The organism is Paludisphaera mucosa (assembly GCF_029589435.1).
GTDB lineage: Bacteria > Planctomycetota > Planctomycetia > Isosphaerales > Isosphaeraceae > Paludisphaera > Paludisphaera mucosa.
Map to the genome: position 1 here is coordinate 58,530 of NZ_JARRAG010000001.1, position 18,145 is coordinate 76,674.

Annotated in this window: 13 protein-coding genes and 1 tRNA gene; 4 read left to right on the forward strand and 10 right to left on the reverse strand. The window is 71.7% G+C overall.

Going from position 1 to position 18,145, the window contains the following annotated elements:
- Positions 1 to 7: 7 nt before the first annotated feature.
- From PZE19_RS00240 to PZE19_RS00265, 6 genes are all read right to left on the reverse strand, one after another.
- Entirely contained in the window at positions 8 to 3,433 is a 3,426-nt protein-coding gene (locus PZE19_RS00240) for a UvrD-helicase domain-containing protein (protein ID WP_277858572.1), read from the reverse strand.
- Positions 3,430 to 6,123, reverse strand: coding sequence for a PD-(D/E)XK nuclease family protein (locus tag PZE19_RS00245; RefSeq protein WP_368411267.1), 2,694 nt, complete (start codon positions 6,121 to 6,123; stop codon positions 3,430 to 3,432). Before PZE19_RS00245 ends, PZE19_RS00240 begins: the two co-directional genes overlap by 4 nt.
- Before the next feature lie 403 nt (positions 6,124 to 6,526).
- On the reverse strand, positions 6,527 to 7,531 hold the full coding sequence (locus PZE19_RS00250) for an undecaprenyl-diphosphate phosphatase (protein ID WP_277858573.1): 1,005 nt from the start codon (positions 7,529 to 7,531) through the stop codon (positions 6,527 to 6,529).
- A gap of 277 nt (positions 7,532 to 7,808) precedes the next feature.
- A complete protein-coding gene (gene pgsA / locus PZE19_RS00255; protein WP_277858574.1) occupies positions 7,809 to 8,441 on the reverse strand; it encodes a CDP-diacylglycerol--glycerol-3-phosphate 3-phosphatidyltransferase in 633 nt (210 codons plus the stop codon).
- A 1-nt stretch (position 8,442) separates the two neighbouring features.
- On the reverse strand, positions 8,443 to 9,894 hold the full coding sequence (gene rimO / locus PZE19_RS00260; RefSeq protein ID WP_277858575.1) for a 30S ribosomal protein S12 methylthiotransferase RimO: 1,452 nt from the start codon (positions 9,892 to 9,894) through the stop codon (positions 8,443 to 8,445).
- Positions 9,895 to 10,072: 178 nt separating this feature from the next.
- On the reverse strand, positions 10,073 to 10,360 hold the full coding sequence (locus PZE19_RS00265) for a hypothetical protein (protein WP_277858576.1): 288 nt from the start codon (positions 10,358 to 10,360) through the stop codon (positions 10,073 to 10,075).
- A 171-nt stretch (positions 10,361 to 10,531) separates the two neighbouring features.
- Here PZE19_RS00265 and PZE19_RS00270 point away from each other — a divergent pair.
- From PZE19_RS00270 to PZE19_RS00280, 3 genes are all read left to right on the forward strand, one after another.
- Positions 10,532 to 10,605 (forward strand) — tRNA-Arg (locus PZE19_RS00270).
- 723 nt (positions 10,606 to 11,328) lie between these two features.
- Positions 11,329 to 11,589 carry a hypothetical protein gene (locus PZE19_RS32825; protein WP_277860356.1) on the forward strand — a complete coding sequence of 87 codons (261 nt, stop codon included), beginning with the start codon at positions 11,329 to 11,331 and terminating at the stop codon, positions 11,587 to 11,589.
- On the forward strand, positions 11,502 to 12,128 hold the full coding sequence (locus tag PZE19_RS00280; RefSeq protein ID WP_277860339.1) for an ice-binding family protein: 627 nt from the start codon (positions 11,502 to 11,504) through the stop codon (positions 12,126 to 12,128). Before PZE19_RS32825 ends, PZE19_RS00280 begins: the two co-directional genes overlap by 88 nt.
- Before the next feature lie 125 nt (positions 12,129 to 12,253).
- Here the strand turns inward: PZE19_RS00280 and PZE19_RS00285 are convergent, their stop codons facing one another.
- Positions 12,254 to 14,863, reverse strand: coding sequence for a DUF4132 domain-containing protein (locus PZE19_RS00285; protein WP_277858577.1), 2,610 nt, complete (start codon positions 14,861 to 14,863; stop codon positions 12,254 to 12,256).
- 173 nt (positions 14,864 to 15,036) lie between these two features.
- Positions 15,037 to 15,429, reverse strand: a complete 393-nt coding sequence (locus PZE19_RS00290; protein ID WP_277858578.1) for a hypothetical protein — start codon at positions 15,427 to 15,429, stop codon at positions 15,037 to 15,039.
- A gap of 120 nt (positions 15,430 to 15,549) precedes the next feature.
- Here PZE19_RS00290 and PZE19_RS00295 point away from each other — a divergent pair, with 120 nt between their 5' ends.
- Positions 15,550 to 16,212, forward strand: coding sequence for a hypothetical protein (locus PZE19_RS00295; RefSeq protein WP_277858579.1), 663 nt, complete (start codon positions 15,550 to 15,552; stop codon positions 16,210 to 16,212).
- A 22-nt stretch (positions 16,213 to 16,234) separates the two neighbouring features.
- Here PZE19_RS00295 and PZE19_RS00300 read toward each other — a convergent pair whose 3' ends face one another.
- Together PZE19_RS00300 and PZE19_RS00305 are read right to left on the reverse strand one after the other, a co-directional pair.
- Complete coding sequence (locus PZE19_RS00300) at positions 16,235 to 17,020, reverse strand: YiiX/YebB-like N1pC/P60 family cysteine hydrolase (protein WP_277858580.1); 786 nt, start codon at positions 17,018 to 17,020, stop codon at positions 16,235 to 16,237.
- Between the two features lie 249 nt (positions 17,021 to 17,269).
- Positions 17,270 to 18,025 (reverse strand): adenylate kinase family protein, encoded by a 756-nt coding sequence (locus tag PZE19_RS00305; RefSeq protein WP_277858581.1) that lies wholly within the window; start codon positions 18,023 to 18,025, stop codon positions 17,270 to 17,272.
- Positions 18,026 to 18,145: the final 120 nt, after the last annotated feature.

An 18,145-nucleotide genomic window follows, 5' to 3' on the forward strand; every position in this document is an offset into this window, starting at 1 on the left:
TCGGAGGTCACGCTTCGCCCCGCCACACACGATAAAGCCGATCCCGCTCCGCGTCGTCGATCGGCTCGCGGCGCTCGGACTTCAACGACCCGTCCGGGGCGATGCGGATCAGCCACGAGGGGCCGAGGGGGCCGAGCCCCTTGCGGTCGAGGGCGGGTGCGGAGAGCGAGGCCCGCAGCCGGCCCCAGGGCTCGGGCTCGCCGGGCGCGAGGAACGTCAGGGGCCGCCGGCGGCCGTCCTCGCCGCGGACGAGGGCGTCGCACGAGCCCCGCAGGGTGGTCGGGCCTTGCAGCGTCCAGGTCTCGCACGGGCGGACGTCGCGCGGGGGCGTCTCGCGCAGCCTGGCGAAGAACGGGCTGGCGACCCAGGCCCGGAGCCAGGCCACGGCCTCGGTGCGGAGCGAGGCGTTCGCGGCCGGCGTGCGACGGCTCCCCAGGCGGGCGGCGACCTCCTCGGGGTCGGCGCCGGCGAGCAGCTCGGGGTCGACGGCCGCCGCGCGGATCAGCTCGCCGAGCCGGGCCGTGCGCGTGGCGTCGAGCCGGAGCGATTCGAGGTCGACGAACCGGGGGATGGGCGTCGGCGAAGCCGCGGCGACGTCCTCGCGCGGCGCGTCGGAGATCGCGGCGACGATCTCCGCGAGCTTCGGGCGGGCGCGAGGGGCGGCCGGCTCGTCGCCGGGGGCGATCGCCGCGAGGTCGACGACGGCGACGTCGGGCGCGGGCCAGCCGTCCGGGAGGGGGGCCAGGCAGCGTCCGGTCCGGCCGTCGAAACGCTCCCACAGCAGGTTGAGCGCGGGCGAGAGCTTGGCCACCGAGGCGGCGACCTCGGCGAGCGGCGTCGCGAAGCCGGCCGACAGGACGAGGTCGTCGCGGGCCCGCGTGGCGGCGACGTAGAAGAGCCGCAGGGCCTCTTCGCGCTCCTCGCGGTCCTCGATCGCCCGATAGGCGAGCCAGCCCAGGCTCTCGCCGCTCCCCGGCAGGGCCGGGTCGAGGTCCGTCGTCGCCGGCCGGGGCTTGAGGACCAATCCCAGCGCGCGTTCGAAGCCCAGCGCGCCGGTCTTGAGGCCCGCGTTCTTGTTCAGGTCGGGCAGGACGACGATCGGGAACTCCAGGCCCTTCGCCTGGTGGACCGTCATGATCCGGACGCTGGGGCTGTCCTCCTCGGTCGTCGTCGCCTGCTCCTCGCGGGGCGGGTCGTCGGCGAACGCCCGCAGCCGGCCGACGAAGTCCGCCAGGCCGAAGCCGCCGCGACGGTCGAACTCGCGGGCCGTCTCGACCAGCTTCCGCACGTTGGCGAGCTTCCGCGCCCCCAGGAATTCGCACACGAGCGCCGCGGCGAAGCCCGACTCGTCGAGCGCGGTCGACAGCAGCTCGGCCATCGGGACGTGGTCCTTCAGCCCCCGCCACCGGGCCAGCGCCGCGCGGGCGCGCAGGGCCTGGCGGCGGTCGCCGTCGGAGAGGCCCGGCACGTCGGCCGCCCGCTCCAGCCCCCGGCTAAGGCCGCCCCGCGACAGCCAGTACAGGCCCTCGTCGCTCAGGGCGAAGAACGGGCTCCGCAGGCAGCCGGCCAGGGCCACCTCGTCGAGCGGGTCCTCCACGACCGAGAGCAGGTTGACGACGTCGAGGATCTCCTGCTGCGAGTAGAACGCCGAGCCGCCGATCGTGTGGTACTCGAACCCCTGGTCGGCCAGCGCCGTCTCGTAAGGCCAGACGTCGGTCATCGCGCGGAGTAGGATCGCGACGTCGCCGGCGTGGGCGCGACGCGGCTTGCCCGACTTGCGGTCGATGATCGTCCAGCCGGCGTCGAGCCGTTGGCGGAGCCATCGCGCCAGGGCGTCGGCCTCGCGGATGCGGCACTCCTGGACCGAGGGCTTCGCCGCCTCTTCGTCGTCGCCCTCGGCCGCGGGGGGCTCGACCCAGAAGAAGTGGACGGCCGGGCCGTCGGCGTGGTCCTCGCGGGCGGGGGTGAGGCGGACGGCGAGCGGGTCGACGACCGCGCCGGGGTCGGCGAACGACTCGGCGAACAGGGCGTTGACGAAGTCGAGGATCCGCGGGACGGTCCGGAAATTCTCCGAGAGCCGCAGCCGGCCCAGCTCGGGGAACTCGCCACGCCACCGGCCGAAGATGGCCGGCTCGGCGCCGCGGAAGCGGTAGATCGACTGCTTGGCGTCGCCCACCACGAACATCCGGCCGCCCAGGAATCCCTCGCGCCCCAGCAGCCGGAGCACGTCGCTCTGGACCTGGTCGGTGTCCTGGAACTCGTCGACCAGGACGAACTCGATCGCCGAGGGCTCGACGTCGCGATCGGCGTCGGGCTCGGACGCGCCGGCGGGGGCGGAGGCGAGGTCGCGGAGGGCGTCGCGGGTCAGGATGATGAGGTCGGCGAAGTCGAGGCCGCGGCGGCGGACCTTGAGCGAGTCGTAGTCGGCGCGGGCCTCGCGGGCGACGCGGGCGAACTGGGTCGTCTCCTCGGCCGACCGGAGCGTGACGGCGTCGTCCCACGCGAGCTTCTCGCGGACGTCGGCCACCCGGGCCCGCAGGTCCTTGAAGGCGTCGGCGACCCGGGCCTTGACCGCGTCGTCGGGCCAGTCGTTCTTGCCCCGCAGGCCGGCGACCTTGGCGGCCTCGCGGAGCCGGTCCAGGTCGTCGTCGCGACAGCCCGGGGATTCGACGGCCGCGAGCGCGTCGAGGACGTCCCGGCGGACGTTCGCGAGCTTGGGGCCGACGTCGACGAGCGGCTCCAAAACACGGCGGCAGGCGCGGGCGGCGGGGGCGATCCTCGCCAGGATCGCGGGCCGGGCGCGGGCCGTCCACACGTCGCGCCAGCGGGCGACGACCTCTTCGGGCTCCAGGTCGCAGAGCGGGTCGACCTCGTCGGGCGAGCGGCGGGCGAGGGCGTCCTCGAGCATCTCGCGGAGCGTCCGCAGGGTGTGGGGCACGGCCAGATCGAGCAGGTCGGGGTCGCGGGCGGCGAGGAGGCGGCGGATCGCCGAGCCGACGGCCTGCTCGCGGAGCGCGCCGGCGACGACGTCGTCGAGGACGACGAACTCGGGGTCGACGCCGATCGCCGTCGCCCGGCTCCGCAGAACCCGGCCGCAGAACTCGTGGAACGTGCCGATGGGCGCCGCTTCGAGGGCGCGGAGGACCGTCGTCCACCAGGCGGGATCGGTCCCGCCGGAGAGCCGGGCGCGGCAGCGGGCGCGGATCCGCTGGCGAAGTTCGCGCGCCGCCTTCTCGGTGAACGTCATGACGGCCAGCGACCGCAGCGCGCGGCCCTCGGCCCCGTCGATCTCGCGCAGGAACCGCTCGGTCAGGACGGTCGTCTTGCCGCAGCCGGCGCCCGCGGCCAGGGCCACGCTCGCCCGCCGCATCAGCAGCGGCCCCTGCTGCTCGCTCGTCAGCGAGACCCGCTCGTCGCCGTTGGTCGCGCTCACGGCCGGCCCGCCTTCGTCCGCCCGGCCTTGGCCGGCCGGCCGCCCAGCGTCCTGTCGGCCGCCGCCGCGGGCCCGGCGTCGGCCTCGACCTTCTTGTCGGCGGCGCGGACCTGGCGGATGCGGCAGACGCTGCGGTATTCGCAGTAGGTTTCGCAGCCGTCCTTCTGCGGCGCGACCTGGAAGGCCCCGCCCCGGAGGCGCTGGATCACGGCGAAGACGCGGGCGACCAGGGCCTCGCGGACCTCCTGCCACTGTTCGAAGACGATCGGCCGGTAGCCCTTGTCCTTCAGGCCCCAGTAGCCCACGTCGAGCAGGCCGGCCTGGCCGCTCTGGTACAGCAGCCGCTCGACGGCCATGGCGTAGAGCGGGAGCTGGAGCATGCGGCCCTCGGTCACGTCCTTCGCGCTCGGCGGGTAGCCGCTCTTGTAGTCGATGACGCGGAACCGCGAGCCGGTCGGCGTCTCCAGCAGGTCGATGCGGTCGATCCGGCCCTTGAGGCGGACGACCTCGGCGCCCAGCGACAGCTCGAACTCGGGGTGCTCGGTGCCGGCCTCGCCGAAGCCGAACTCGAACCATTTGGGCGCGGGGGCGGACGGCGCCTGGGTCTCGTACTCGGCGCGCTGGTGGGCGTACTGGGCGATGATCCGCTGGATCTGGCCGTGCTCGATCTCGCGGAGGCCCAAGTCCAGCTCGCTCAGCTCCTCGACCTCGCGGGCCAGCACCTTGTCGATCGCCGCGGTCAGCAGCCGGTCGTCGGGGGCCGCGCCCTCGGCCTCGGCCCGGCGCTTCTCGAACTCCTCCAGGATGTCGTGCAGGCGGCTGCCGCGCTCGGTGTAGTCCTCGTCCAGCTCGTCGCGCTCGACGATCGGCTCCAGGTGGAGGACGTGGCGGCTGAAGAACTGGAAGGGGCAGGTCAGGTACGTTTCGAGCTGGCTGGGGCTGAAGGTGTGGTCGACCGGGCCGAACTCGCGGGCCAGCCGCGCGCGGGCCTCGGGATCCTCGATGAGCCCCTCGAACGCGCCGAAGGGGGCGCCCTTGCGGCGACGTTCCAGGGCGACGAGCGCGGCCGCCGCCCCTTCGAGCGGGCCGCGGTGGGCCGGGTCGCGGGCCAGGTCGCGGAGCCGGGCCGTCCGGCCCTTCTCGCCGGCCAGGGCCGCAGCCAGCACCCGGGCGTCCGCCGGCGCGAGCGCCAGGTCCTCGCGGTCCAGCAGGGCGGGGTGGAACCGCCGGTGGGCCTGGTGGCACGCCGACTCGGCCGCGGTCGTGAGCGCGCCGAGCAGGTCGTCGAGGAACCCGGCGCGGAGCAGCGGCTGCCCCTTGGCGTCGGTCGTCGGGTAGAACAGGTGCGCCCCGCGCTCGGCCGAGCCCAGCACCCGGGCGAACCGCAGCGCCTCGGCCGAATACGCCTCGCGGGCGGCCTCGCCGGGCTCCTCGCCGGGCTTCAGCTCCAAAAACCGCTGGACGGCCGGCCGCCTCGGGAAGCTGCCCTCCACCAGCCCGACCAGCAGGACGTGCCCCGCGCGGCAGCCGTCGACCTCGTCGACCAGGGCCGTGCGGATCGAGCCGGCCGGGGGCGTAGGCTGCGGCGCGGCGATCTCGGAGGCGATGTCGGCCAGCTCGTCGACGAACTCCTCCCACGAGACGGCGACCCGGCCGCGGCCCAGGCGTTCGAAGATCGCGGCGCGATCTTCCAGGGCGTCCCACAGTGCCTCCAGCGCGCGGCCGTCGCGGCGGCCGAGCCCCAGCGATTCGACGGCCCGGCGCAGCTCGGCGGCGTGTTCCGCCCACGGCCGGGGCCGGCTCAGCGGGTCGATCGCGCCGATCAGGTTCTCCAGGATCGGGTGCGCCCGCGTCGCCTGCTCGATCTTGCGGCGGCGGCGGTCGCGCTCGGCCTTGTCGGGGGCGTCCTCGTTGCGGGCGATCGCTCGCGCGAGGGCCGCGAGGATCTGCCGCCGGCCCCGGAAGACGGACATCTCGCGGAGCGTCGACGCGGCCTCGGCGAGCGCCAGGCGGTCGACGTGCTCGCCCCAGGCGGGCCGCAACTGGCCGTTGCGGAGGAAGCGGATGACCAGCTCGGCCTCCCAGTCCTCCAGCGGGATCCGCGCCGCCTGGAGCGTGGCCGCGACGGCCGGGTCGACGTCCAGGGCCTTCGGGGCGGCGTCGTGGATCGGCAGGCCGGCCCGCCGCATCGCCTCGCAGGCCGCCTCCGCCTGGTCGTCCCAGCGCGGGAAGGCGACGAGGATCTCGTCGGGGTCGACGCCCTGGGCGACGAGCCCCTTCACCTCGCGCGCGACCATCCGCCCCAGGTCCATCCCGGCCGGGCCGCCCCAGATTGACAGGCCCTCGGCGGTCTCGATCCGCGGGGACGACTCGCTGAACAGCAAGGTGTCCACCGCCCTCAGCCCCGGCGGCCGATGGGACGACGAGGGCACGACCGACTCGACGAGCCCCAGGTCCAGCTCCAGCAGCCGGGATCGCACCTTCGAGGTCGCCAGGTACAGCTCGGCGCGGCCGGGAAGGTCCTGGTGGCAGAGCGTCACGTCGACCGACCGGGGGCGTTCGAGCACGTCCCTGAGGATCCGCCACTGCGCCTGCGTCCGGCCCTCGAAGTCGAGGAAGACCAGGTGGTCGCCCTCTCCCGACGAATGGGCGTTGCGGTCGCGGAGCCGCAGCGACGCCCAGACGGACATCCCGGCCTCGTCCTCGGCGTCGAGATTGGCCAGGAGGCGGCGGTAGCGCTGAAAGGTCGATCGCTCGGAGGCGGCGACGGCCTCGTCGTCGGCGTCGGCCGGCTCGCCCCACGACTTCTCGCGGTGGCGTTCGAGGGCCGTCCAGTCGGCGACGCGGCGGCGGAGGCGGCGGCGGTAGCCGGCCCGCGAGGCCAATTCGGCGAGCGGCCCGCGGCGGCCGCCGGCGGTCTCGTCCCGCAGGGCCTGGTCGAACACGGCCGTCGCGGCCGATTCCGAGAGCAGGGACGGCCCCTTGCGGACGATCGAGGCCACCCACCGCCAGAGGTCGGCCCAGCACCTCACGCGGGGCTCGGCCCCCCGGGTCGACTTCGACGGGTGCAGAGCCAGCTCGCGGATCGTCCGGTCACGGGCGAGGGGCGTCGGGACGATCCACTGCGCCTCCCGGACCGAGGGGTCCAGTTGCAGCAGCCGGCCCGCCGTCGAGGCGCCGGGAGGTCCCGTCCAGAGCGTTCGATGAGGCGCCAACGTCGCTCCCTCCTCGCTTCGCCGAGACGAGCCCCAGCACCACCACCGCGAGCACGACCAAGTATACAGAAAAATACCACAGCTTCCCGGAACGGACAACGCGGATCAGCCAGAGGATCGCGGCGTAACCGACCGTCCCGGCCAGGACCATCGCGACGAGCGTCTGCGCCACGCGGTCGGAGGTCAACCCGAGCTTGTCCGGGTCCTTGATCGCGTCCTTCAGCTCGTTCGCGACCGCGCCCAGGACGGCCGGGACGGCGATCATCAGGCTGAACCGGACCGCCCAGACCCGCGACAGGCCCAGCAGCAACGCGGCGACGATCGTGGTGCCGCTGCGGCTGACGCCGGGCAGGGGGGCCAGCATCTGCGCCCCGCCGATCAGCAGGGCGTCGACCCAGGTCGTCGCCGCCGGCCCCCGTCCGCTCGCGTCCGGGCCGCGCATCTTGAGCGACACCAGCCCCAGCACCGCCGCCGAGATCAGGAAGCCGACCGGCGCGGCCGTGTCGCTCTCGAACAGGCCGTCGACCCACTTCTTGAGGAAGAGCGCGAACGGGACCAGGGGGAGGGTCGCGACGATCGCCAGCGTCACGACGTGCTTGACCATGGGCCGCCGGAAGTCGGGGCCGACGTCGGGGTCGTCGTAGAGCAGCCCGCGCAGGCCCAGGCGGATCGGGCCCCGGTAGTGGTACAGGATGGCGGCCGTGGTGCCGAGGTGGAGCATCACGTCGAAGAAGATGTTCTCGTCGCCGCCGCGGTTGACGCCCGTCAGCCAGGCGAACAACTGCTGCGTGACGAGCAGGTGCCCGTCGCTGGAGACGGGGAGGAATTCCGTGACGCCCTGGACCACGCCGAGGACCAGGGCTTCGATCCAATCGATCAGCATTCCGCAGGCATCCATCTTGGAGGAACGGGAGGGTCCGGCGAGAGGGAAGAGAGGCCGAGCGGTCGGTCGACGCGCGTCCTTCTCCCCTCGTGGGAGAAGGTGGCCGAAGGCCGGATGAGGGGGATCATCAAGGCGGACCAGGCGTGGGGAGCGGGACGGTCGGGGCCTTACGAACGCCGCCGGCTTCCGCGAACGTCCCCCCTCATCCGGCCCTTCGGGCCGCCTTCTCCCACGAGGGGAGAAGGGCCTGGCGATCGAGACTCCGGCGTCGCGTCGCTCACCGCCTCCGCGCGGCCTCGCCCCGGAGCGCGGGGCCGGCGCCCCAGAGGTAGCTCGCGCCGCTGTAGAGGGTCAGGCCGACGGCGGTCCAGGTGAAGGCGTCGCGGAGCAGCGTCAGGCCCTGCGGGGGCGTGCCGAGCCAGAGGACGAGCAGCACGGCCGAGATCGACAGGCACTGGAAGACGGTCTTGAGCTTGCCCGCCGCCTTGGCCCCGAACGCCTGGCCCTGGCCTTCGAGCAGGCTGCGGAGGCCCTGGATCAGCAGCTCGCGGGCGACGATCGCCGTCACCATCCAGGGGAGGACGCCGGTGCCGGGGATCGCGGCGAGGTAGATGTAGGCCCCCGAGACGATCACCTTGTCGATCAGGGGGTCGAGCTGGCGGCCCAGCGGCGTGTCCTGGTCGAGCAGGCGGGCGAAGTAGCCGTCGAGCGCGTCGGACAGGGCGGCGGCGAGGAACAGGCCGAGGGCCCAGCCGTACCAGCCCAGGGACGTCGCCGCGAAGACCAGGGCCGCCAGCCCGAGGCGGCTGACGGTCAGGGTGTTGGGGACGTTCCAGAACGCGCCCGCCGGCCGCGGGGGGGCCTCGGCTTCGGCGACGGCGTGGCTCTCGGCGGGCATGGGGGGCCTCACGTTACATTCCGTCGAGGATGGTCAGCGACGATCCCCGGCGGCGGGGGCGGGGCCGCGCCCGCTTCCGCCGCGAGGGCAGGGCGAGCGAGCGGGCGACGAAGTCGTAGCCCTGGGTGTCGAGGATCTCGCAGGGGACGACGTCGCCCGTCTGCAGGCCCGGATCCGGGATCAGGACCACGCCGTCGACGTCGGGCGCGTCGGCGTACGAGCGGCCGATCCAGACGCCCTCCTGGCCGGGGGCGCGACCGTCGATCAGGACGTCGAGCGTGCGGCCGACGAGCGTCCGGTTGAACGCCTCGGCGAGCGGCTGCTGGATCGTCATGATCGTCTCGCGGCGCGACTCCTTGACGTCGTCCGGGAGCTGGTTCGGCAGCTTGGCGGCCGGCGTGTCGGGCTCCAGCGAGTAGGTGAAGACGCCCAGCCGCTCGAACTTCTTTTCGGCGACGTAGTCCGCCATCTCCTGGAACTCGGCTTCGGTCTCGCCAGGGAAGCCGACGATGAACGTCGTGCGGAGGACCAGGCCGGGGATCGTCCCGCGGAGGCGGTCGATGATCGCCGTGGTCTCGGCGCGGGTGTGGCGGCGGTTCATGACCTTCAGCATCCGGTCGTTGATGTGCTGCAAGGGCATGTCGAGGTAGGGGATGATCCGCTTCGCGCCGGCGATCACGTCGAACAGCTCGTCGGTGAAGTGCCGGGGGTAGTTGTAGAGGATGCGGATCCAGGTCAGCTCCTCGATCGCGTCCAGCTCGCGGAGCAGGTCGGCCAGGCGGGGCTCGCCGTACAGGTCCATGCCGTAGTACGTCATGTCCTGGGCGACCAGCACCAGCTCGCGGACGCCGTCGCGGGCCAGCTCGCGGGCCTCGTCGACGACCATCTCGATCGGCTTGGTGACGTGCTTGCCCCGCATGTAAGGGATCGCGCAGAAGGTGCAGAGCCGGTCGCAGCCTTCGGAGACCTTCAAATAGGCCATGTGCCGGGGCGTGATCCGCAGCCGGGCCCGGTCGTCCTGCGCCTGGATCGGGGCCGGCCGGAACAGCGTGCGCTGCTCGTGCAGGCCGCCGAGGATCCGGTTGGACACCTGGACGATCTGCTCGCGGCCGAAGACGCCGACGACCTGGTCGACCTCCGGGAAGTCGTCGAGCAGCTGGTCCTTCTGACGCTCGGCCAGGCAGCCGGCGACGATGACGCCCTTGACCCGGCCGTCGCGCTTGCGCTCGAGCATCTCCTCGATGACGCCGCACGATTCCTTGCGGGCGGCGTCGATGAAGCCGCAGGTGTTGACGATGACGAGGTCGGAATCCCGCCCCTCGGGCACCAGCGCGTATCCTTCCTGCGCCAGCAGGCCGAGCATCCGCTCGGAGTCCACGGTGTTCTTGGAGCAGCCGAGGCTGACGAACGAGATCGTCCCCCGGACGTCGGAATCGGGCTGGTCGGTCGGGCGTTCTGGCGTCATGGGCTCGTTGGGTTCGGTCGTCGGGGCCGAGACGCGCAGGGCGCTTCCCGGTCGGGGTCGGTGGAAGCCCCATTATATCCGCCGCCCTGCCGGACGGGGCCCCCCAATCCGGGGAAGATTCTTTCCCGGGCTCCCATCGACCGCCCTGGATGCGACGATCCCCCCCCCGGCCGAGGAGTCAGGAAATCATCCGCCGTTTGTGCTCCGCGAGCGTCAGCGCCGATCGCAGGTCGGGCTTCACGAAGCCCAGGGGCTCGACCCGCCACCAGGCGACGCAATCGTCGCCCCCCAGCGGCGCGAGCCCGAAGCCGTCCTCCGAGATCAGCCGGAAGGCCGGGTGCGGCCCGTATCGCCCGAGGGTGTCGACGACCAGGGGCCAGTTCTCCAGGAAGAACGAAGCCGGCAGCGGGGCCGTAAGGTCCTCGGTCGTCCCGTCGCCGTGCGTGATCACGAGACGCCAGAGCATGACGAAGTCTCCCGGGGGTTCCGTGTTCGGATGACCACCGGAGAGTATACAGATGTTCTGAACGGGATCCAGTCGGAATCCGGAACCTCGCGACCAGATCCCTGCGGGCCTCGAATCCGCGACGTCGCCTGTTGTCCGCGCCCGCTTCTTCGCTATAATCGGGCCGCCCAGGCGCCCGTAGCTCAATTGGATAGAGTCGCGGACTTCGAATCCGAAGGTTGTAGGTTCGATTCCTACCGGGCGCGCTTTCCTTCCCTGGCCGCAGCTTCAATTTCGTCGCCGGCCATCCCATCGGTGATGACGCAGCCCAAACTGCGTCTTTCACCTCGACCCGTCCCTACGCCGACCCACCGGCATCAGGGGCCGTCGGCCGAGCCGCCGCGATCGGCGGCCTCGGACGACGACCGACCTCGGGGCGACGACGGTCGCCTCGGCGCGGCTCCGCGCGCGGCGAAGCGGGCGCGTGGAAGGGCCCTTGGGGCCCGCGTCGTGATGCCGATGGCGGACGACGTCCAAGGCGGCCTTCGGGATCGGGAACGCCGTCGGGCCGGCCGACGCCCGCGATGATGCCGTGGGCGATCGGTGACGCGGCCCCGGGGAGGGGGCCGGACCGGCGGCGCAACGGTGGGTGCGGGGGGGCTCGCCGCCCCCGGAAAAGCCGGTCGTCGTCCGCGCCCGGCCCCGGCGGCGCCGATGGCTCCCGCCCGACCGCCCACCGCGAGCGACGAGGACGCGGGGCCGATCCTCGCTCCGCCGCATGGCCGGCGGAATGAGGTAGTCAAGCGTTACTTCGAGGAAAATTCAAAAATAAGTCAGATTTCGATATTGTTATGAATTCAACTCGGTTGCCTTTTGAACTCTCTCGGGGCGGCGCACGCAGGATTGGGTGGGATCGCCCGAGTGGGCGGCGCGGCGGCGGGTGTTTCGAATTCAACTGAGAGCCACTTCTCATCAGAACGAGGGATTGTATGAGATTCACGATCAAGATCTTGCTGGCGGTCGTCGCCTTCGCCGGCGGCGCGTCGGCGGCCCGGGCCGACATCGTCCTGGGGACCGCGGGGGACTTCGCCGTCCTGGCGGGCACGACGGTCACCAACACCGGGCCGACGGCGGCGACGTCGGCGTCAGCCCGGGGTCGGCGATCACGGGCTTCCCCCCGGGGGTCGTCACCCCCCCGTTCACGATCCACGCGGGCGACGCCGTGGCGGCGCAGGCCCAGGTCGATCTGACGACGGCCTACAACGCCGCGGCGGCGCTGGCGCCCACGCAGGACCTGTCGGGCATGAACCTGGGCGGCATGGTGCTCCTGCCGGGCGTCTACTTCTTCTCCTCGTCGGCGCAGCTGACGGGCACGCTCACGCTGGACGCCCAGGGCGACGCGGACGCCCAGTTCGTCTTCCAGATCGGCAGCACCCTCACGACGGCCAGCGACTCGTCGGTGTCGGTGATCAACACAGGGGGCGAGCTGCCGGGATGCAACGTCTTCTGGCAGGTCGGCAGCTCGGCGACGCTGGGCACGGGCACGGATTTCGCCGGCCACATCCTCGCCCTCACGAGCATCACCCTGAACACCGATGCGAGCATCATCAACGGGAGCGCGCTGGCGCGCAACGGCGCCGTCACCCTCGACAGCAACACGATCGTCAACTGCGTCGACGTCGCCGCGGTCCCGGAACCCGCGGCCTCGACCCTGGCGCTCATCTGCGGCCCGATCCTCGGCGTCGTCGCGCTCGCGCGGGGCCGACGCCTCGGCCGCGCGGCGAGCTGAGTGAATCGGCCGTCGAAGGACGCCCTTCCTTGACGGCCGGCCTCGCCGTCATGCGGCGAGGCCGGCCGGTCCTCTTGCCGGGCCGCCTGTCCGTGGAGCCTCTCCCGCTCTCCTCGAATCCCGGCTCACTTCCGGCCGATCTGGCTGGTGATGGTGGAGTCGGTGATCTTTTTGTCCTCCGCGAGCATCAGCGCCTTGCTGAGGATGATCGACAGGACGGCGTCGCCCTCGAAGGGGAGGAAGACGCCGTCGCCCTGCGGCTCGCCGCCGCGTTTGGGGACGATGCAGAGGTACTGGTCGTTCGGCTCCATCAGGATGTTGCCGCTCCCCAGGTGGATCTTGTACGTCCGCAGGTCGCCCCGGACGACCAGGAACTTGTCGCTGAACGCGCAGCGGGGCGCGATCTTCAGCCTCGGGATCAGGCGTTCGAGGACCGCCTTGCGGGTCTTGCCGTTGGCGGTGAGGTCGCCGAAGCTGTACGACTGCCAGTAGTTCGCGTAGCGTCCGTCGGGCCCGCCGTCGGACCAGCTCGGGTCGTTGCCGACGCTCGCCACGCCGACGAACAGGTCGACGTCGCGGAGGATCTCGCTGAGGACCAGCGGCGGGATCCGGTCGAGCGCGACCGGCTCGGCGTCGCCCCCGCGCCAGTCGGGCGCGTAGCCGCCCCCGCCGGCGTGCGCATGCCGCTGGGTGGCGCCCACTTCGTAAAATCGGACCTGGTCCGTGGTCAGATACAGATACGAGCCGGAATCGGTGGTGTCGGTCCCGTGCCGGTCGCCGGCGCCCTCGACCCAGAACTCGGCGCGCAGGCCCCAGCCGGGGAGGTCGCGGCTGGACGCCGGGTAGGTGTCGTCGACCATCAGCCGGAGCTTGTTCCGCCACCCCCGCGCGGCGCAGAGCGCGTGGTACTGGTGCTGCCGCAGGACGTGCGCGGCGAACCGGTTCGAGTAGACGCGGGTGTTGCGCTCGGCGTCGGTCAGGACGTAGACCTCGCGGTACGCCTGCTTGAACGGCTGGCGGACCCGGTGGCGGTCGAACCAGTCGCGCCAGGCGACGACCTCGTCGACGGGGCGGTCGATCGGGTGCCAGAGCGACACCCGCGTCTCCTCGCCGAGCCCTTCCAGCGCCGCGTCGTCGGCCGCGACGAGCCGGCCGTCGAGCCATGCGCCGGCGACGGCCCGGCCGCCGGTCTCGAACGTCCAGACGAGCCGGCGGGCCATGGTCCCCACGAGGGGGTGGTCGAGGTAGCGCTCGCGCCAGGCGGTGAGCGGCCAGGACTTCTGGGCCAGGAAGAGGCCTTCGATCCGCTCGCGCTGGGCGGTGAGCATCTTGCCGACGTCCTTGGCGGCGTTCTGCAGGTCCTTGACCTCCTCGGAGTGGTCCTTCTTGGCGGCGGCGGGCGCGGATTTCAGCGCCTTGCCGTCCTTGCTCCAGTGCAGGTGGGCGTCGGGGCCGTCGACGACCAGCTCGGCGGTGTAGTCGCCGAGCGTCTCGACGCGGCGGCCGGCCTCCTCCAGGCCGTAGGCGGGGACGGCCAGCTCGTCGATCTCCTCGCGCGGCAGGCCCTCGCGGGCCGCGGCGACGTCGAGGGCCTTCTCGGCCTCCTTCTGGGCGGGGATGAACTTGATCTTGAGCTTGAGGATCGCGAGCTGGCCGACGGCGTCCATCCCCGGCATCATCCCCAGGGCGGCGACCGCCGCGTGGCCGAGCGCGATGAGCCGCGGCCCCTTGCCCGGGATCTTGCGATAGGCCGAGAGCGCCAGCGCCGCCAGCGCCCGCGCCAGGTCGCGGTCGGCCTCGATCCCGGCGCACCAGGCGAGGCCTCTCAGCAAGTCGACGTGGTGCGGCTCGATGAGCTGGTCGTAGTCGGGCTCCCAGGCGTTCTGCCGGGGACTGGGGGCCGTGCGGGGCTTGTCGACGAGCGGCAGCCACCGGAGGAGCCTGGCCTTGAAGTCGGACCGGCCGATCGCCTCGATCAGCGGTCCGACCGCCTTCAGCCACTTCGCCGAGGGCTTGCCCGCGCCGGCCGTCTGGCAGGAGATCAGCAGCGCCTGCCAGGCGGCCCGCCGATCGGGGGCCATCGCGGCGAGGTCGGCGAGCGCGGCGTCGGACCAGGCCTCGCCGGCGTCGATGCGGGCCGCATCCTCTCCGGCGACGAGCTTCATCAGGCGGCCGAGCGGCTTGCGGAGGTCGTCGCCGTATTGCGACAGAGGGGTCAGCCGGACGATCGCCGCCCGGACCGCGGCCGTCGCGGCCTGGCCGAGCGGGGCGTCGGCCGCGAGGTTCTCGACGGCCGTCGCGATTCCCCCCAGAGGCTGCCAGTACGGGCCCGTGAAGCTGCTCTCGACCACCCACCTCAAAAGGTCGATCACCGTGCTTTCGGCGAGGGCGTGCTTGCGTCGGAGCAGCGCGCGCAGCCCGAGCTCGAAGCGGACGCGGGGCTCGCTGAGGCGCTTCCACTCCGGGGTCGACGTGTACTGGTTGTGCTCGCGACCGGCGGCCTCCACGATCTCCCGGATGCGCTTCTCGATCGCGAGGGTCCGGCCGACGAGCCGTTCGACGGCCTCGACCTGCATCGCGCGGCCCAGGCCCAGCAGCTTCACCCCCGATTCCAGGTCGCCGATCTGGACCCCGTGCCACGAGTTGTCGTGTTTCCCGGCCGGCTTCTCCTTGGCCAGGGCCTCGATCAATTCGTCGAGCTCGTCGACGGGAACCGGCTTCGCGGCCTTCCCCATGATTTCCCTCCGGCGGGACGACGCGGGCCCTGTGACCGCCGGGCCGACGCGATCGACACGACCCGGGCCTCGCACCTCGCCAACATAGCGCCCGCGCCGGCGCGACGCCAGGTCGAGGCGGCGGAACCGCGTGGATTCCCCGGGGCCTCCCACCGCGGCCTGGGGTGGTCCGTTCAGCCGCCGACCAGCAGGGTGAGCCGCAGGAAGGTGACGGCCGTGTTCGTGCCGATGGTGAAGCTCTGGTCGAGCGACTCGGCCTGCTTGTCGTCGATGAGGACGAGGACGCGGCTGGTCTCGAACGCCTCGACGGCCTTGTCGTACTGCTTCTTCCAGTCGATGAGGCGGGGCTTGCGGCCGGCGAGGGCCTGTTCCAGGCCCTCGGGCTGGACGAGGCCTCGGTACGGGCCGACGGCCTGCTGCTTGACGTTGTAGTCCTGGACTTCCTGGTAGACGCGCTCGCGGATCAGGTCGCGTACGCTGATCGTCTCGTCCAGGAATTCGAGCGACCACTCGTTCGTGACCCCGCCGGCGGGCGTCTCGTCGCGTACGGTCAGGGTGGCGGCCATCGGCGGGCCTCCCGGGGAAGTTGGAGTCGATGCGATGGGGACCGATCTTCTAGGATAGACCCGGCGCGGGCGCTCCGCTACGTCCTCGTCCCCACGCGTCCCCGACCCGGGAGCCTTCCGTTGGAATCGTTCATCCTGCTCGCCGCCACCACGCCGGCCGACGACCGCGCCGTCCCCCCCTGGATCACGACGGCGGCCTATTTCTGGCTGGCGATGCTCTGCGCCTGGGCCTGGCGGGAGAGCCTTCGGGGTCGGCCCCGGCGTCGGCTGGGCTCGCTCCTGTGGCTGGGGCTGGCGATCCTGTTCGCGACCCTCGGCTGCGCCAGGCCGTTCGGCCTCCAGGCGGTGCTGACGAACCTGGTGAGGCGGAGGGCCGTCGAGCACGAATGGTACGGCGTGCGCCGGAAATACCAGTTCGAGTTCATCATGGCCGTCGCGGCGACGACGTCCCTGGCCGCGGTCGTGCTCGGGTGGGTCGCGGCGCGCGGCAGGTCGTTGCGGGACCTGTCCGCGTTGGCCCCGGTCGTCCTGCTCCTGGGGTTCATCGCCATCCGGGCGTCGTCGTTCCACTACGTCGACGCGGTGCTCTACCGCACCGTCGCGGGCGTCAGCTTGAACACCCTCGCCGAGCTGACGATCCTCGGCCTGGTCGCCCTGTCGCTGGCCCAGCGGGCGAGCGCGAACCGCAGCCGGCGCGAGCCGATCGCGCCGACGCCCGGCCGGGACGACGGCACGGGCGCACGCCGCTACTCGGTGAACGGGCCGGGGCCGTCGAGGGGATGACGGACCCGGGCCTCGGCCGGCTTCAGTTGTTGGAGACGATCTTGGGGACGCCGTGGTCCGCCATGAACGGGTACCCCGGCGTGAACGTCGGCGCGACGACCACCTGGAGCTTCGGCGACGACCAGATCCCGTGGCGCTCGTTGCCCGGGAAGTAGACTTCCTGCTCGAAGGAAAGCGGCTTGTCGAGCGCCCATTTGGAGGCGCCGGCGATGCCCATCATCTGGATCGGGAACTCGCCCGCACGTTCCATGTCGCCGAGCCGGATCGGGTCGGAGAGCTTCAGGCCGGCGTGGCGGAAGGCCTTCTCGGTCAGCTCGATGCAGTAGAGCGCCTTGTCGTCGAGGCCCAGCTCGTAGTCGAACGGGACCTGCTTGGCGAAGACGTCATGGCAGTAGTCGACGACCTGCGGGATCTGGTCGCGATATTCGGGCCGCAGCCGCTTCACGCCGAAGTTGCCGACGTTGTCCAGGATCCACACGCAGAACGGCTGCCGCGCGACGCTCCAGCGCGAAGTGTCGTAGACGACCGGCTCGCCGTCTTCCACGACGACGACGCCGGTGTGCGAGAATTTGCTGTTGCTCGCGTTGGCCAGGAACCGGCTCATGGGGAACCAGCCCTTCGCCACCCGGGCGTCGCCCATGCGGAAGACGACGTCGCCGCTGCGCAGGTGTTTGCGCCCCCACTCGTCCCAGCGCTGCATCGGCGCCGTCAGGGAGATCTGGGGAAGCTGTCCGTCCTTGCGGGCCAGTGTCGCCGCCGGGCCCCAGTAGTTCCCCTGAAATCCCTTGGGGACCATACGTTCCGTCATTTCTCGCTCCTCGGGGGGGTTGAGAAACCACGGCGTGACGAGCAGAAGAAGTCTGAGCATATCGGCCTCTCCTAAGTATCGAACCGCGTCGAGCGTCCCGCGAGGTCCGTAGACGCGCGGGGAAGCGGCGGCGACGCCGCTTGTCGACGTTCAATACAAGGGATTATATCACATGGGGAATCCGGAGGGTGCGGCCCCTTCTTCGTCGTGGCCGCACCCTGACGACGTCTCCATGGAGGCCGGGCAAAATCAGTGCCGAGCTTTGACGGACTGCTCCTGAAGTTCCCTGAGCGACCGTTCCAGGATGGCTTCCGGCGAGCCCTCGGCGGGGACCGAAAGGAGTCGATCCGTCCTGGCGTAATAATCGGCCAGGGGGCGGGTGCTCTCTTCGTAGGCCTGCATGCGGACCCGGATCGCCTCGGGACGGTCGTCCTCGCGCTGGATCAGGGCGTTCCCGCAGAGGTCGCAGATCCCTTCCTTGTGAGGAGGACGGGCCGTGACGTGGTAGACGGCCTTGCACTTGGAGCACGTCCGCCGGCCGCTGAGGCGATCCACGATCTCCGCCAGCGGCAGGTCGTAAGACAGCACGCCGTCGAGCGCAACGCCTTGCCCTTGAAGCAGTTCGTCGAGGGCTTCGGCCTGGGCGACGGTCCTGGGGAAGCCGTCCAGCAGGAAGCCCCCGCAGCACGCCAGGCAACCCGAGCGCTCCTCGACCATCGTGACGACCAGGCCGTCCGACACCAGCTCCCCTCGCTTCATCGCGTCCAGGGCCGATTTCAAGGCCGGGCTCGGCTCATGCTGGCAAGACGCCGCCCGGAAGACGTCGCCGGTGGAGAGATGACAGGTCCCCAGCGAGTGGCAGAGCAGTTCCGCCTGCGTCCCCTTACCCACTCCCGGAGGCCCCAGCAACACCAGCCGGAACGCCCGCTGCCGGGCCCCCGGCTTCACGTCGCACTCCGCATCCCCCCCCTGAAACCACGCGGCCCGATTATTCTGCGCACTCATTCCATTTTTCCTCAGTTAAGGCCGGGGGGCTCGACCCCACGAACCGTCCGGGCCTCCTTCCACTGTATCAGGAATCGTCGCATCCCCCTATCATTCATGCCGATTGATTTCGTCGTTTCT